Here is a 14,203-nt window from a genome sequence, read left to right as displayed (position 1 = left end):
TTTTGTGCTTCGTCAGTTGCTCTTGTTTGCCATTTTCAGCATGGCGTGCAGCAGCACATTGGCGCCGGCTTCCAGGTCCTCCGCCTTGGCATTCTCTGCCTCGTTGTGGCTCAGGCCTTTTTCACAGGGCACGAAGATCATGCTGGTGGGGGCCACGCGCGAGATGTACACGGAGTCGTGGCCAGCGCCGGAGACCATTTCCTTGTTGCTGTAGCCGAGCTCGGCGACCGAGCTACGCACGGCTTCGACGCATTTGGGATCGAAGGCGACGGCGGGGGAGCGCCATTCGTCGCGGATCTGGTGTTCGAGGCCGGTTTCATCGGCGACGCGGGCGGCGATTTCGCGGAAGCGCTGGTCCATGGCGTCGAGGGTTTTCTGGTCGGGGTGGCGCAGGTCGACGGCGAGTACGAGTTTTTCCGGCACGGTGTTGCGGCTGCCCGGTTCGACGCGGATGTCGCCGAAGGTGGCGCGGGCCCAGGGGCCGTGTTCGGCGGCGAGCTGGTAAAGCTCACTCAGGATGCGGTGCAGGCCCATGAACGGATCGCGGCGGGTTTCCATCGGGCTGGGGCCGGCGTGGCAGGGTTGGCCGATCAGGGTGAGGTCGTACCAGTGCATGCCCTGTACGCCGGAGAGCACGCCGATCTGTTTCTGTTCCGCTTCCAGGATCGGGCCCTGTTCGATGTGCACTTCGAACGCAGCGCTGAGCGGGCGCGCCACAGCCGGGGCCTTGCCCTTGTAGCCGATGCGCGCGAGTTCGTCGCCGAAGGTTTTGCCCTCCTTGTCACTGCGGGCGTAGGCGTAGTCGAGGTCGAATTCGCCGCTCCACACGCCGGAGCCGATCATCGCGGGGGAGAAACGCGCGCCTTCCTCGTTGGTCCACACCGCCACTTCCAGCGGGGCTTCGGTTTCGATGCCGGCGTCGTTCAGGCTGCGCACCACTTCCAGGCCCGCGAGCACACCGTAGACGCCGTCGAAGCGGCCGCCGGTGGGCTGGGTGTCAAGGTGCGAGCCGGTGAGCACGGCGGGTAAATCGGGGTTGGTGCCCGGGCGGCGGGCGAAGATGTTGCCCATGGCGTCGACGGTGACGCTGCAGCCGGCGTCTTCGCACCACTGTACGAAGAGGTCGCGACCCTGTTTGTCGAGATCCGTCAGGGCCTGGCGGTTGCAGCCACCCTTGTCGGTGGCGCCGATGGCGGCCATGGCCATCAGGGTGTCCCCCAGGCGCTGGCCGTTAATACGCAGTTGGTGGTAATCGCTCATCGAGTCGTCCAATTGCTGAAGTTATTGTGATTGCAGTACTACTCCGTACGGTCGGTTCCGCTAGGTAGGTTTAGTACATATACAGCTGGTAATTTTGCAGCCGGCGATAACTTCTGATTGTCGAACTCACGGTCATCCGACGGTAATCCTGCGGATTCCGCCGGTAGTAAGTGCAGTAACTGCAGCGCAGCTCAGCGACTGGAGGATTGGTCGTTCAGGTACTCGTCCTTCAGCTTGACGTAATTTCCCGCAGTGTAGGTAAAGAACTTGCGCTCTTTTTCCGACAGCGGGCGCGCCTGCTTCGCCGGGGAACCTACATAGAGATAACCGCTTTCCAGGCGCTTGCCCGGTGGCACCAGCGCGCCGGCGGCAAGCACCACTTCGTCCTCGATTACCGCGCCGTCGAGCACGATCGAACCGATGCCGATCAGCACCCGATTACCCACGGTACAGCCGTGCAGGCAGGCCTTGTGGCCGATGGTGACATCCTCGCCGATGGTGAGCGGCCAGCCGCCTTCATTGAATGCGCTGGCGTGGGTGATGTGCAGCACGGAACCGTCCTGCACGCTGGTGCGAGCGCCTATGCGCACCCGGTGCATGTCGCCGCGGATCACGGCCATCGGCCATACGGAGCAGTCGTCACCCAGTTCTACGTCGCCAATGACCGTGCTCATCGGGTCAATGAACACGCGGGCGCCGAGCTTGGGGGCTTGGCCGCGGTGTTCACGCAGGTTGGCATTTGGGGTTTCGGCGGGGGCGTTTGTGGACAAGGCTGACCTCCGGATTGGCAATCCACTAAAATACAGCGCATATGTTAACCCCGTCTGTCGCGTCCGCGGTCTCGGGGTTGCGTTTGTTTTTTGTATCCGCCTTGCCGACAAGGAATGCCCATGTCCGACACGCTGTGGTCCAACCCGCTGTTAGAGTCCCACCTACTACCGCCCTTCGACCGCATCCAGCCGCAGTTTGCGGAGCCGGCGATTGTCGAATTGATCTACAAGTGTCGCGAACAGCTGAGAAATAGCCTGGAAAATGCCGGAGATAATCCGACTTGGGAGGGGACCCTGGCGCCGCTTGAAGAGGTGCAGGACCGGCTGGGCAAGGCGTTCAACCCGGTTTCGCACCTCAACAGTGTACTAAGCGGCGACTGGCGTGCGCCCTACGAAGCCTGCCTGGCAAAGGTGACCGAGTACTGGACCGAAGTGGGGCAGGATCCGGCGCTTTACGCGGTATATCGCGCCCTGGCCAAGGCGCCTGAATTTGCCAGCTGGCCCCAGGCACGCCAGCAGGCGGTGCGTCACGGGTTGCGGGATATGCACCTGGGCGGGGTGAGCCTGGAGGGTGCCGCACGGGAGCGTTTCGCCGCTATCAGCAAGCGCTTGGCAGAACTGAAAAGCACCTTTGCCAACAACGTCCTCGATGCCACCAAAGCCTGGACTCTGCAAATCGAGGACGAGTCCGAGCTTGCCGGGATTCCCCAGACCGCACTCGCCAGCGCCAAGGCCCTCGCCGAGTCGAAAGGCAAGACGGGCTGGCTGCTGACTCTGGATGGCCCCTGTTTCTTCGCGGTGATGACCCATGCCGACAATCGCGAGCTGCGCCGCAAGATGTCCACCGCGTATATAACCCGCGCATCCGATGTGGGGCCGAACGGCGGTGAGTTCGACAATGCCAATGTGATGGCGGAAATTCTCGCCCTGCGCGCCGAACAGGCCCACCTGCTGGGGATGAAAAACTACGCCGAACGCTCGCTGGCAAGCAAGATGGCCAGAGACCCGGAGGAAGTGGAAACCTTCCTGTGGGACCTGGCCAAGCGCGCGCGACCGGCGGCGGCCAAAGAGTTCGCCGAACTGCAGGCGTTTGCTGCGGCGGAGCTTGGCATCGATCGCCTGCAGCCCTGGGATACCGCTTGGGCCGCGGAAAAACTCAAGCAGTCCCGCTATGCGGTCAGCGAGGAAGAGTTGCGTCCGTATTTCCCCTACCCGAAGGTCCTGCAGGGCCTGTTCGCGGTGGCGGAAAAGCTGTTCGGGGTAACCGCGGAACCGGATACCTCTGTCGCCACCTACCATGGGGACGTGCACTTCTACTGGTTAAAGCGCGGCGGTGAGCCGATCGCCGGCTTCTACCTGGACCCCTATGCGCGGGAAAACAAACGCGGCGGCGCCTGGATGGATGACGCCCGGGTACGCCGCCAGACCGCGGCCGGACTCCAGTTGCCCGTGGCTTATCTTGTGTGTAACTTCAGCAGTCCGTCGAAGGATGCCCCTGCGCTGCTGACCCACTACGAAGTCACCACCCTGTTCCACGAATTTGGCCACGGCCTGCACCATATGCTTACCCAGGTGGATGTGGCGGCGGTGTCTGGCATTAATGGTGTGGCCTGGGATGCAGTGGAGCTACCCAGCCAGTTTCTGGAAAACTGGTGTTGGGAGCCGGAGGCGCTGAGCATGATTTCCGGGCACTACACGACCGGGGAGCCATTGCCGCAGACACTGCTGGATAAAATGCTCGCGGCTAGAAATTTCCAGTCCGCCATGTTTACCGTACGCCAGCTGGAGTTTGCCCTGTTCGATTTCCTGCTGCACTCGCGCCCCGAAGGCGCCAATGCCGAAGAAATTCAGCGGCTGATCAACGATGTGCGCTCACAGATTTCGGTGGTGCCGGTGTCGCCGGAAAACCGTTTCCAGCACAGCTTCAGCCATATTTTTGCCGGCGGTTACGCGGCTGGCTACTACAGCTACAAGTGGGCGGAGGTCCTGAGTGCAGACGCCTTCTCTCTGTTCGAGGAAAAGGGCATCTTCGATTCGGAAACGGGCAAAAAATTTCTCGCCACAATACTGGAGCAGGGCGGCAGTCGCGACGCGCAGGACCTGTTCACAGATTTTCGCGGGCGCAGCCCTAAAATAGACGCGCTGCTGCGTCACTCCGGTATCGAGTGAATCGGGATCAGGCCAATCAGGTTTTTATAGAGGTAGACCTTGAGCGAAGAATTTGAAAAACCCGTAAAGCGTCGGTTTATTGCTGGCGCTGTGTGTCCGCGCTGCAGCGAAATGGACAAGATCGTAAATTACAAACTGGGCGATAAAAATTATCGCGAGTGTGTGGCCTGTGGCTTCAAGGATGAAATCCGCTTGCATGCCTCACCGCGGGAACTGGATACCCGCGTAAACCAGACCGCCGACAGGGAAGTGGAGGAAACTGCAGTAAAAATACTGCTGCCGTCCAGTGGGACGGGCAATAAAAAATAATCCACAGAAACGGATTCCCTTGAAGAAACTTTATCCGCTGATCGCGCTGACGATCGTGCTCGTAATTGCCGGATTTTACGGTCTGGATCACTACCGCAAGATGCGCGAGCAGCAGCAGGCGCAGACCGCCTATCTCATTTCACGCTGTGTAAACCAGGGCTTGTTATCGCTATTCGCACTGCAGGCCAATGATTGGGAGAGCAACCCCGGGCAGCTGGATATTGAAGAAAAGCGCCTGAAACAGCGGGTGGCGGCGCTGCCGGAAACTGTGGGCGTGGAAAAGCCGTTTACTGACTGGCAGGGTGCCCTGGAAGTTTGCGAACAGCTCACGCTCAACTCCAATCGCCAGCACCGTACCATTTTCCGGCCGCTCACCGAGATGGCAAAAAAAGAAATTTGGAGCCTGCAAACCGCCAAGAGCGAACAGTTTCAGGAACGGCGAAAACGAGCAATTTACCGCACCAAGATCGCCGCTGAAGCCGCGGATCGCTATCTCGACGATCTGCAGGCCGACGTGAAAAGCCTGCTGGACGTGAGCCGGATTTCAGCGGAGGCGCGCGCACTCACGGATCAGCAGCTGCAGGAATCCATTTTCGCAAAATACCGCAAAGGGCAATTCAGCAAGAGCCGGGTTTTGCAGTATCTCGAGCGACAGAAAACGTTTTACCAACTGCTGACAGACAACCCCAAGGGGTTCACCCTGCGCGGTGGCAGCCTTTATTTTTACAATAAAAACCTCCACAGGCAGGCAGACGATCTCAATCGTGCGCTGTTGCAGGGAGAAGTGGATTTTTTCAGTAACTGGCGCCTGATCGTCCAGCACTGATTACGGAGTGTGGTTTGATCTCCCGCGGAAAATCACCGTTGCCTCAGCGGCGAGAGCAATCAATGGGATAGGTCAACCTGTTGCGCGATGGTTTGAGTGCGCAAGGCAATCTGCATGTGGCTGGCAAAATCCGGCCATTCGCCCGGCGCATCGTCGTAGCGCTGTTTATACAGAATCATCGAAACCAGTCTCGCGGGATCGAGTTCCGCTGGCGCAAACCGCTGCAGCAATACGCTGGTGAGATCGTCCAGCTGGCACCCCAGAGTTTCACCCAGCAGTTCGCGTACCACCAGATTCGCTACCAGCGGGTCCATGGGCAGCAGCGGGGTGCCGCACAGGGCCTGTAGCAGATCATTGATTTCTTCCATGGTGCGGTGGGCCAGATAGGCCTCATCGAGGATTGATCCGAGGCCGTGTTCGTACGGCTGGCGCTCGGGAATTTCGCTGAAGCTGTGCAGGATAAGTTCGCGCACCGGATAAAAATCGATGCCTCCGGCCTGGCACAGCTGATCCATCCGCTGCAGCCAGGCCGGAATCACCTGGATATAGCGGATCACGAAACAGGTAATGTGGAGGGGTGCATCCCGCTGCGGCAACTGGATACTGCGGTGCAGATTAGGCAGGGTGTCGTGCAGGGAGCGCCGGAATCGGCCCCTGGCCTGTTCTGCGGCAACTGCACGGTCGATGCATTGTTGGATCAGTTGGTAATGGTCAGGCATACATCAAAACGAATACGGCGAAACCGCCTCCCCGTTTTTTTGTCTGAATATGCTCGACCCACTTTTTCCCGGGCCGATCAATACCTGCTGGACCCGCGCGATGGCCCGTAAATGGGCCGCGTCCAATAGGGCGGACAAAACTGCTTAACGTTGGAAGAGGAATCTGGCGTAGCTCCAATTACAGCCAATTGTTGTTTTTAGTGTAGTTGTAAAAATAGACCATCAATCCGACAGAGCGTGCGACAAACCACAAAAAAAGGCTGAGCCAGATGCCAGCGTTATCGAATTGTCGCGTAATCCACCAGCAGGGTAAAAATACCATCACAGTGGCGACGAACATGGTGTCGCGCATCTGGCGGCTCTTGCCGGCGCCGATAAAAACCCCGTCCAGCTGATAGCTCCAAACCGCAATCAAGGGCAGGGCACAGAGCCACGGGTAATACGCACCGGCTGCGCTCAATACCGCGGGAATATTCGTGAACAGCGGCAATATCCACGCTCTTCCTGAGATCAGCACCAGTGTAATCAGCAGCGCCGACCCCAGGGCCCAGACACCGGCGGCGGTGGTAGTGCGCCGGAACTGCGCTGTGGAGCCGCGCCCGACCGCGCGCCCCACCAGCGATTCGGTAGCGTGAGCAAAGCCATCCAGGGCGTAAGAGGTCATCATCAGCAGCTGTAGCAGGATCGCGTTGGCCGCCAGCATGGTGTCACCCAGGGCGGCACCCTGGGCAGTGAAAAATGTCAGGGTGAACAACAGCAGGCAGGTGCGAAAGAACAGGTCGCTGTTGATTCGCAGCAGTTCCCGCCACGGGGCAGCGCCCTGCCACGGCCAGAAATCCGGCTCCCGTGACACCCGAGCCATTTCACGCCGTGTGTCGCCGTGGCGCCTGACCAGTAACCACCAGCCCAGCGTAACGCTGCACAAGTCCGCGCACACCGAGGCCCAGGCGGCGCCGCGCGCGCCCATGCCAAATCCCAGGATCAGCAGCAGGTCCAGCAGGATATTCAACAGATTGGCCGTGACCAGAATGGCAAGCGGAGTGCGGCTATCCTGGCGGCCGATAAAAAACCCCAGCAGGGCGAAGTTCACCAGTGCGAAGGGTGCGCTCAGCAGGCGGATCTGCAGGTAGTCACGGGCGTGGGGAGTGGCCTCCGCGCTGGCATTCATCCAGTGGGTGAACAACGGCACCAATGGCGAAGCCAGCAGCAACAGCAAAATGCCCAGCACAGCGGCAAGACACAGCGAGCGCAGCAGCCAGCGCGCGCCGCAGTCGTCCGCTCGCGCCACCAATCCGGTGGTCCCCATACGCAGAAAACCGAAGGCCCACAGCAACATGGAAATCACGCTCGCGCCAATGGCAACGCCGGAAAGATATTCCGGGCTGGGCAGGTGCCCGAGCACTGCGGTATCTACGGCGCCGAGAAGAGGCACAGTAATGTTGCTCAGGATCATGGGCCAGGCGAGATACCAGACCCGTCTATAGGGGGCAGCGGCGCGGCGCGAAATTCCTCTGGGGAGTGGGCGCAAAAACGCCGGAAATCTTTTCATGCAACCTGGCGGTGAATTGACTTTTTTCTAGTGATGTGTTTCTTTTGGTCAGTGCTAGATGCGACAAAAAGACACAGGTTGTTGGTTGTACCTTCCGGGCGACGACATCTGAAGTAAAAATAACAAGTTGCACTGACAGCAGTATCGCGCAGCTGCGGCCTTCCCCGGTTGTGCGAACAGTGTATGTAGTCTTGATTTACTACAGCATGTCCACATTTTAGTGTGTGGATATTTCCCGATCCCACGATCGGGGCAGACTCCAGTCCTCCGGGCAGCCAACGGCTGTCACAGGGTTTTGCTATCTTGTTGGTTAGCGTGCCGCGAGCGTGTACATCATGCAGATTCTGCATGGCATTCCGCAGCATTGTGACCGCAGGAAAGCGGCTCGCGAGAATAACAAACATGGAGATCTGCAGGCGATGTTGATGGGCTTCAAACGGCTGTTCGCCTTCCTGACCCTCTCGGCCATCGCACCGGGAATTCTTGCCCAGGATACTGCGCAGGAAACCGGTGAGAGTGTGGAGCGATGGGGGGTCAATATGACCCAAGGGGTAACCGAGGTTTCCCGTACTACCTACGATCTGCACATGCTGATTTTCTGGATCTGCGTGGCGATCGGTGTTGTGGTGTTCGGGGTGATGTTCTACAGCATGTGGCGTCACCGCAAGAGCAAGGGTTACCAGGCGGCACAATTTCACGAAAGTACCCTGGTGGAGCTTGCGTGGACCATAGTTCCCACCCTGATTCTTATCGGCATGGCGATTCCCGCCACCAAAACCCTCTACGATATCTACGACACCAAGGAGGCCGATCTCGATATCATGATCACCGGCTACCAGTGGAAGTGGAAATACGACTACCTGGGTTCCGATGTTGCCTTCTTCTCCACACTTGCTACCCCACACGCTCAGATCAATAACCAACAGCCGAAAAGCGACCACTACCTGCTGGAAGTGGATGAGCCGCTGGTGGTGCCAGTCAACAAAAAAATCCGTTTTCTGATTACCGCCAACGATGTAATCCACGCTTGGTGGGTGCCGGACCTGGCGGTGAAAAAAGATGCGATCCCGGGATTCGTGAACGAAGCCTGGACACGTATCGATGAACCCGGTCTTTACCGCGGTCAGTGCGCGGAGCTCTGCGGCAAGGATCACGGCTTCATGCCGATTGTGGTCAAGGCCGTGCCGGAAGATGAATACCACTCCTGGTTGAGTGACCGCGAGGCTGCGGCAGCCAAAATCAAAGAGCTCACCAACAAAACCTTTACCTTCGACGAGCTCTACGCGCGCGGAGAAAAAATCTACAACAGTACCTGCGCCGCGTGCCACCAGCCTGGTGGCCAGGGCATACCCGGTACTTTCCCGGCGATCGCCGGCTCAAAAGTCGCTACTGGTCCACTAAACGGCCACATGAGCATGGTGGTAAATGGTTCCTCGAAGAACCCCGCGATGCAGGCGTTTGGAGCACAACTGAGTGAAGTGGATATCGCTGCGGTTATTACCTACCAGCGCAATGCCTTCGGTAACAATATGGGCGACACCGTGCAGCCCATCGACATTCTCAATTTCAAGAATAAGTAAGCAGGAGCCGAAAGGAGTTTAGTTATGGCACACGGTCCGAAACCCGGTTTAACCCGCTGGCTCTACACCACTAACCACAAAGATATCGGTTCGTTGTATCTGTGGTTCAGTTTTACGATGTTCCTGCTTGGCGGATGTATGGCGCTGGTAATCCGCGCCGAACTGTTCCAGCCCGGTCTGCAAATCGTACAGCCGGCCTTCTTCAACCAGATGACCACCATGCACGGCCTTATCATGGTGTTCGGCGCGGTAATGCCGGCGTTTGTCGGCCTGGCCAACTGGATGGTACCGATGATGATCGGCGCTCCGGATATGGCATTGCCGCGCATGAACAACTGGAGCTTCTGGATACTGCCCTTCGCATTCACGATGCTGGCATCCACCCTGTTCATGGAAGGCGGTGCGCCCAACTTCGGTTGGACCTTCTACGCACCGCTGTCCACCGAGTATGCGCCACCGAGCGTAACTTTCTTTATTTTCTCGATTCACATCATGGGTGCGTCCTCCATTATGGGGGCGATCAATATCGTCGCCACCATCCTGAATATGCGCGCACCGGGTATGACTCTGATGAAGATGCCACTGTTCGTATGGACCTGGCTGATCACCGCCTACCTGCTGATCGCGGTAATGCCGGTACTCGCGGGCGTGGTAACCATGATGCTGATGGACATTCACTTCGGCACCAGCTTCTTCAGCGCCGCCGGCGGTGGTGACCCGGTACTGTTCCAGCATGTGTTCTGGTTCTTCGGCCACCCCGAGGTGTACATCATGATCCTGCCGGCTTTTGGTATCGTGTCGGCGATCATCCCCACCTTTGCGCGCAAACCGCTGTTCGGCTATAGCTCGATGGTATACGCAACAGCGAGTATCGCGTTCCTGAGTTTTATCGTGTGGGCGCACCACATGTTCACCGTGGGTATGCCCATCGCCGGTGAGCTGTTCTTTATGTATGCCACCATGCTGATTGCGGTACCCACCGGGGTGAAGGTGTTCAACTGGGTGACCACCATGTTCCGTGGTTCGATGACCTTTGAAACCCCGATGCTGTTCTCTATCGCCTTCGTGATCCTGTTTACCCTGGGCGGTTTCTCCGGTCTGATGCTGGCGATTGCCCCGGCGGACTTCCAGTATCACGATACCTACTTCGTGGTGGCGCACTTCCACTATGTACTGGTGCCCGGTGCGATCTTCTCCATCACCGCGGGCGTGTACTACTGGCTGCCGAAATGGACCGGTCATATGTACAACGAAACCATGGGTAAAGTGCATTTCTGGCTGGCGTTTATCGGCCTTAATGTCACCTTCTTCCCGATGCACTTTGTGGGGCTCGCCGGCATGCCGCGCCGTATTCCCGACTACGCCCTGCAGTTCGCCGACTTCAACCAGATTGCCAGTGTAGGCGCCTTCCTGTTCGGCGCCGCACAACTGATCTTTCTGTTCAACGTGATTCGCACTGTGCGCGGTGGCAGCAAAGCTACCGATGAAGTTTGGGAAAACCCGCAGGGGCTGGAGTGGACCGTACCTTCGCCGGCTCCTTACCACACCTTCAGCACGCCACCGGCGGTGCAGTGAAATCCCAGGGGTGCTAGCGGCAGCAAATATGGCAATGAGCGCAAATGCAAAAACTACAGCCAAGCTGCTGACCCTCGCGGTCAGCATGCTCGGTTTTGCGTTATTCGTCATGCCGCCGCTGTACGACGCCTTCTGTGAAGTCACCGGCCTCAATGGCAAAACCGGCGGTCGCTACGAAGCGGTTCCCGCAATGGTGGATGCCGAGCGGACTGTGAAAGTACAGTTCATTGCCAGCAACAACGAAAATATGCCCTGGGAATTCAAGCCCGGGGTGGTGGAACTGAAGGTGCACCCGGGTGAGGCTGTGGATACGGTGTTTCACGCGCACAATCCCACAGACCGTGACATGGTCGGCCAGGCCATCCCTAGCCTGGTGCCATTCAAGGCCGCCAACTATTTTCACAAGACCGAGTGTTTCTGCTTCAACCAGCAAACACTCGCCGCCGGCGAAACCGCCGAGCTGGGCCTTCGTTTTATCGTCGACCCGGATCTGCCAGCCGGTGTGAACACCATTACGCTCTCCTACACGCTGTTTGATGTCACGGACCGGATAGCGCAACAGACACAAAACAAGAAAGCGGATGCCTCCCCAATTTGAGCCCAATTTGAGAAAGGCACCAAGCGAGAGGGATAATTAAATATGGCCACCGAAAGCAGCAGCTACTATGTTCCCGAGCAGTCCCGGCTGCCGATATTCGCCACCATTGGTATTTTCCTGACGGCCTTCGGTGCCGCCAACTGGGTCAACGGTGGCAGCTCGTATATTTTCTTCGCTGGTGCACTAACCATCGCCACGGTGCTGTGGTTCTGGTTTGCCACGGTCATCAGGGAAAACATGCAGGGCCTCAACAGTGATCAGTTGAAGCGCTCCTATGTATGGGGGATGGGCTGGTTCATCTTCTCGGAAGTGATGTTCTTCGCCGCCTTTTTCGGCGCTCTTTACTACATTCGCACCTTCTCCCTACCCTGGCTCGGCGGTGAGGGCGACCGTGGATCGTCCAATATGTTGTGGGAGGGGTTTCAGAATACCTGGCCGCTGATGGTGACCCCGGATCAGGCGGTAAGTGGCAATGCCGCCAAGGTGCTCGGCCCGAAAGGCATTATTGATCCCTGGCATCTACCGCTGCTGAATACCTTCCTGCTGCTCGCCTCCAGTGTCACCGTGCACATTGCCCACGTCTTTCTGAAAAAGAACAGGCGCCAGGCATTCAACCTGTGGCTCGGTATTACCATCCTGCTCGGTGCGTCATTCCTGTTCTTCCAGGTGGAGGAATATATGGAGGCGTATAAGCATCTCGGTCTGACGCTGGAATCCGGTATCTACGGCACAACCTTCTTTATGCTCACCGGTTTCCATGGCGCTCACGTCACGCTCGGCACCATCATGCTACTGATCATGCTGCTGCGTTCGGTGATCGCCCACCACTTTAAACCTAACGATCACTTTGGCTTTGAAGCGGCCAGTTGGTACTGGCACTTTGTGGATGTGGTATGGGTAGGGCTGTTTATTTTCGTGTACGTATTGGGCGCGTAATTTTCAGTATCGGCAGCGAGAGGTAATTCACTCCCTCCCGCTACCGATGATGTCCTCAATACTTGTCAGCCCAGGGAGCGGTGTTGGAAAGAATACCGCTGTAAAACCCATACCAGATAGCGAGTAACAACAGCGCGGCGAGCGTGATGCGAATACCCAGTGCGTAGAGCGTGCGCTTGGACTCAGGTGCACCCATGTCGCGCAACAGAAAAAAAAGGGCGCTGGTCAGGCTGGCCAGCACGGCGAGAAATAACAAGACGATTATTGCTTTTAGCCACATAATAAAACGCCATTTATAGAAGTAGTTATTGGCATGACAGCTCCCAGAAAGTCGCAGGCAATACGCGACAACGCAATACCAGACGGGACCGCCAACCTCTCCAAGGAAACCGGAGAACCATCGCGAGCCGCCAGTGTAGCATTTATCCGCAGCTGGCCACTCAGCATCCTCTGTTGGTGTCTTTTCCCCCTGTTGCTCGGGCTCGGCAATTGGCAAGTGCAGCGTGCACAGGAAAAGCAGCAAATTCTCGATAACATTGACGGGCGCCTGAGTACCCAGCCCATCAACATAACCGAGCTACAACAGGCGCAACCCTATACCCCAGTGCGCTTGCTAGGTTTCTACACCGACGAATATTTTTACCTCGACAACCGCACCCGCAGCGGCCGCGTCGGTTACGAGATCCTGCAGGTATTCGAATCCCGCCTTCACGGTGACCGAACACGCTGGCTCATCAACCGCGGCTGGATGCCGGCCGGTTCGCTGCGCAGCCAGCTGCCGGAAGTGACTTATCCAACCTACGGCACGGTCATCAGCGGCTTTCTCTACGCGAGTGATCCGGCGGAGCCTGACCAGCGAGACTTGAAACCTATCGCACCCCAAAGCCGTATCCAGCAGCTGGACACGGCACTGGCCGAGCAACTGAATCTAACCCGTACGTCATGGCATATCCGCCTGAGTGCAGACTCGGGTACAGCGCTCACAACCGACTGGCCACTGGTCAATGTCGACCCACAGAAGCATCGCGCTTACGCATTGCAATGGTTTGCCATGGCCGCATCGCTGGTGGTGCTATGGCTGCTGGCTGCGACCAACGCGAGGCAATTGGTACGAGAAAAGTGGTTTAAAAAATCAGCGAAAGAGACATAATCAATCCATAACAATAACGGGCACCGCAGCCGGTCATTCCGCAGCTTGCTCTGCAACTGCGAGGCGCGATCCGGAGGGCGCAGTGCCGTAGCGAGGCAGACGTCGTGGCAGAAAATATTCAACCGGTAACAGCCCGGGCTACCGAACACACCAAGGGCGCCGTGCAGGGCAGGGGAGCCGGGCTCAGTCGCTGGGCGGGAATCGCGGTTTTCAGTGCCGTCGCTGTGCCGATGCTGGCCGCGTATATCGTGTTCTATACCGGCCTCGGCATGCCGAAAGGCACCATCAATCAGGGTGAGCTGCTCACGCCTGCAAAAAATGTCACGGACATTGAACTGTTGTCCGACAACGGCGATAAAATCCTGCTCGCCGATGAGGCACCGAAATGGCGCTACCTGATTTTGGGTGGTGAACAGTGTGCTGCCGAGTGCGAGAAGCTGCTCTATACCACCCGCCAGGTACACATCCGTTTGGGGGACAAGGCCCATCGCGTGGAGCGCATGCTGGTGACGGCAGACGCGCTCAGTGAACAGCGCCTGGGTGAGCTGAAAAGCGAACACCCCCGCCTGCGCTTTAGCACCGTCGACCGGCAACAACTGGACAATTGGCTGGCAAACAGCGATCACCCGAAACTTGCCGGTCCCAACGCACTGCTGGTAGACCAGAACGGTTTCGCCATGATGGTGTACGACAACCGCAACACCGGCAATCAGTTGCTCAAAGACATCAAGCGACTACTGAAGTACTCCTACGAAAAATAAG

Annotated in this window: 14 protein-coding genes; 9 read left to right on the top strand and 5 right to left on the bottom strand. The window is 57.9% G+C overall.

Translation table 11 applies throughout. The features are described from left to right. Positions 1 to 12: 12 nt before the first annotated feature. Together R5R33_RS09330 and R5R33_RS09325 are read right to left on the bottom strand one after the other, a co-directional pair. Positions 13 to 1,260: a Zn-dependent hydrolase gene (locus tag R5R33_RS09330; RefSeq protein ID WP_318952427.1), complete on the bottom strand. Its 1,248-nt coding sequence runs from the start codon at positions 1,258 to 1,260 to the stop codon at positions 13 to 15. A 191-nt stretch (positions 1,261 to 1,451) separates the two neighbouring features. Next, positions 1,452 to 2,030, bottom strand: a complete 579-nt coding sequence (locus R5R33_RS09325) for a gamma carbonic anhydrase family protein (RefSeq protein ID WP_449843685.1) — start codon at positions 2,028 to 2,030, stop codon at positions 1,452 to 1,454. A gap of 120 nt (positions 2,031 to 2,150) precedes the next feature. On the opposite strand from R5R33_RS09325, the gene R5R33_RS09320 reads away from it, so the two are divergent. The 3 genes from R5R33_RS09320 to R5R33_RS09310 are packed head-to-tail and all read left to right on the top strand — an operon-like array spanning position 2,151 to position 5,334. Continuing rightward, positions 2,151 to 4,199: a M3 family metallopeptidase gene (locus tag R5R33_RS09320; protein WP_318952426.1), complete on the top strand. Its 2,049-nt coding sequence runs from the start codon at positions 2,151 to 2,153 to the stop codon at positions 4,197 to 4,199. A 39-nt stretch (positions 4,200 to 4,238) separates the two neighbouring features. After that, positions 4,239 to 4,508 carry a YheV family putative zinc ribbon protein gene (locus R5R33_RS09315; protein WP_318952425.1) on the top strand — a complete coding sequence of 90 codons (270 nt, stop codon included), beginning with the start codon at positions 4,239 to 4,241 and terminating at the stop codon, positions 4,506 to 4,508. Positions 4,509 to 4,527: 19 nt separating this feature from the next. After that, complete coding sequence (locus R5R33_RS09310; protein WP_318952424.1) at positions 4,528 to 5,334, top strand: hypothetical protein; 807 nt, start codon at positions 4,528 to 4,530, stop codon at positions 5,332 to 5,334. Positions 5,335 to 5,393: 59 nt separating this feature from the next. On the opposite strand, the gene R5R33_RS09305 is transcribed toward R5R33_RS09310, so the two are convergent. Beyond that, positions 5,394 to 6,053, bottom strand: a complete 660-nt coding sequence (locus tag R5R33_RS09305) for a hypothetical protein (protein WP_318952423.1) — start codon at positions 6,051 to 6,053, stop codon at positions 5,394 to 5,396. A gap of 178 nt (positions 6,054 to 6,231) precedes the next feature. Next, complete coding sequence (locus tag R5R33_RS09300; RefSeq protein WP_318952422.1) at positions 6,232 to 7,602, bottom strand: MATE family efflux transporter; 1,371 nt, start codon at positions 7,600 to 7,602, stop codon at positions 6,232 to 6,234. A 419-nt stretch (positions 7,603 to 8,021) separates the two neighbouring features. On the opposite strand from R5R33_RS09300, the gene coxB reads away from it, so the two are divergent. The 4 genes from coxB to R5R33_RS09280 are packed head-to-tail and all read left to right on the top strand — an operon-like array spanning position 8,022 to position 12,291. Further along, complete coding sequence (gene coxB / locus R5R33_RS09295; RefSeq protein WP_318955717.1) at positions 8,022 to 9,182, top strand: cytochrome c oxidase subunit II; 1,161 nt, start codon at positions 8,022 to 8,024, stop codon at positions 9,180 to 9,182. A 24-nt stretch (positions 9,183 to 9,206) separates the two neighbouring features. Continuing rightward, positions 9,207 to 10,757 carry a cytochrome c oxidase subunit I gene (gene ctaD, locus R5R33_RS09290; protein ID WP_318952421.1) on the top strand — a complete coding sequence of 517 codons (1,551 nt, stop codon included), beginning with the start codon at positions 9,207 to 9,209 and terminating at the stop codon, positions 10,755 to 10,757. A gap of 28 nt (positions 10,758 to 10,785) precedes the next feature. After that, positions 10,786 to 11,355 carry a cytochrome c oxidase assembly protein gene (locus R5R33_RS09285; RefSeq protein ID WP_318952420.1) on the top strand — a complete coding sequence of 190 codons (570 nt, stop codon included), beginning with the start codon at positions 10,786 to 10,788 and terminating at the stop codon, positions 11,353 to 11,355. A 42-nt stretch (positions 11,356 to 11,397) separates the two neighbouring features. Further along, the gene (locus tag R5R33_RS09280; RefSeq protein WP_318952419.1) at positions 11,398 to 12,291 is read left to right on the top strand and encodes a cytochrome c oxidase subunit 3; all 894 of its coding nucleotides are present in this window, start codon (positions 11,398 to 11,400) and stop codon (positions 12,289 to 12,291) included. A gap of 55 nt (positions 12,292 to 12,346) precedes the next feature. Here the strand turns inward: R5R33_RS09280 and R5R33_RS09275 are convergent, their stop codons facing one another. Continuing rightward, positions 12,347 to 12,571 carry a DUF2909 domain-containing protein gene (locus tag R5R33_RS09275; RefSeq protein ID WP_318952418.1) on the bottom strand — a complete coding sequence of 75 codons (225 nt, stop codon included), beginning with the start codon at positions 12,569 to 12,571 and terminating at the stop codon, positions 12,347 to 12,349. Between the two features lie 33 nt (positions 12,572 to 12,604). Between R5R33_RS09275 and R5R33_RS09270 the strand changes: the two genes are divergently transcribed. Both R5R33_RS09270 and R5R33_RS09265 read left to right on the top strand, forming a co-directional pair. Next, positions 12,605 to 13,441 carry an SURF1 family protein gene (locus R5R33_RS09270; protein WP_318952417.1) on the top strand — a complete coding sequence of 279 codons (837 nt, stop codon included), beginning with the start codon at positions 12,605 to 12,607 and terminating at the stop codon, positions 13,439 to 13,441. A gap of 104 nt (positions 13,442 to 13,545) precedes the next feature. Continuing rightward, on the top strand, positions 13,546 to 14,202 hold the full coding sequence (locus R5R33_RS09265) for a hypothetical protein (RefSeq protein WP_318952416.1): 657 nt from the start codon (positions 13,546 to 13,548) through the stop codon (positions 14,200 to 14,202). Position 14,203: the final 1 nt, after the last annotated feature.

The organism is Microbulbifer pacificus (assembly GCF_033723955.1).
GTDB classification, from domain to species: Bacteria; Pseudomonadota; Gammaproteobacteria; order Pseudomonadales; family Cellvibrionaceae; genus Microbulbifer; species Microbulbifer pacificus.
This window is presented reverse-complemented; position numbering and strand designations above follow the sequence as displayed.

Coding starts and splice junctions, on each gene's coding strand:
- coxB (WP_318955717.1), top strand. CDS start 8,022: ATGTTGATGGGCTTCAAACGGCTGTTCGCCTTCCTGACCCTCTCGGCC.
- R5R33_RS09275 (WP_318952418.1), bottom strand. CDS start 12,571: ATGTGGCTAAAAGCAATAATCGTCTTGTTATTTCTCGCCGTGCTGGCC.
- R5R33_RS09270 (WP_318952417.1), top strand. CDS start 12,605: ATGACAGCTCCCAGAAAGTCGCAGGCAATACGCGACAACGCAATACCA.
- R5R33_RS09330 (WP_318952427.1), bottom strand. CDS start 1,260: ATGAGCGATTACCACCAACTGCGTATTAACGGCCAGCGCCTGGGGGAC.
- R5R33_RS09305 (WP_318952423.1), bottom strand. CDS start 6,053: ATGCCTGACCATTACCAACTGATCCAACAATGCATCGACCGTGCAGTT.
- ctaD (WP_318952421.1), top strand. CDS start 9,207: ATGGCACACGGTCCGAAACCCGGTTTAACCCGCTGGCTCTACACCACT.
- R5R33_RS09280 (WP_318952419.1), top strand. CDS start 11,398: ATGGCCACCGAAAGCAGCAGCTACTATGTTCCCGAGCAGTCCCGGCTG.
- R5R33_RS09285 (WP_318952420.1), top strand. CDS start 10,786: ATGGCAATGAGCGCAAATGCAAAAACTACAGCCAAGCTGCTGACCCTC.
- R5R33_RS09320 (WP_318952426.1), top strand. CDS start 2,151: ATGTCCGACACGCTGTGGTCCAACCCGCTGTTAGAGTCCCACCTACTA.
- R5R33_RS09300 (WP_318952422.1), bottom strand. CDS start 7,602: ATGAAAAGATTTCCGGCGTTTTTGCGCCCACTCCCCAGAGGAATTTCG.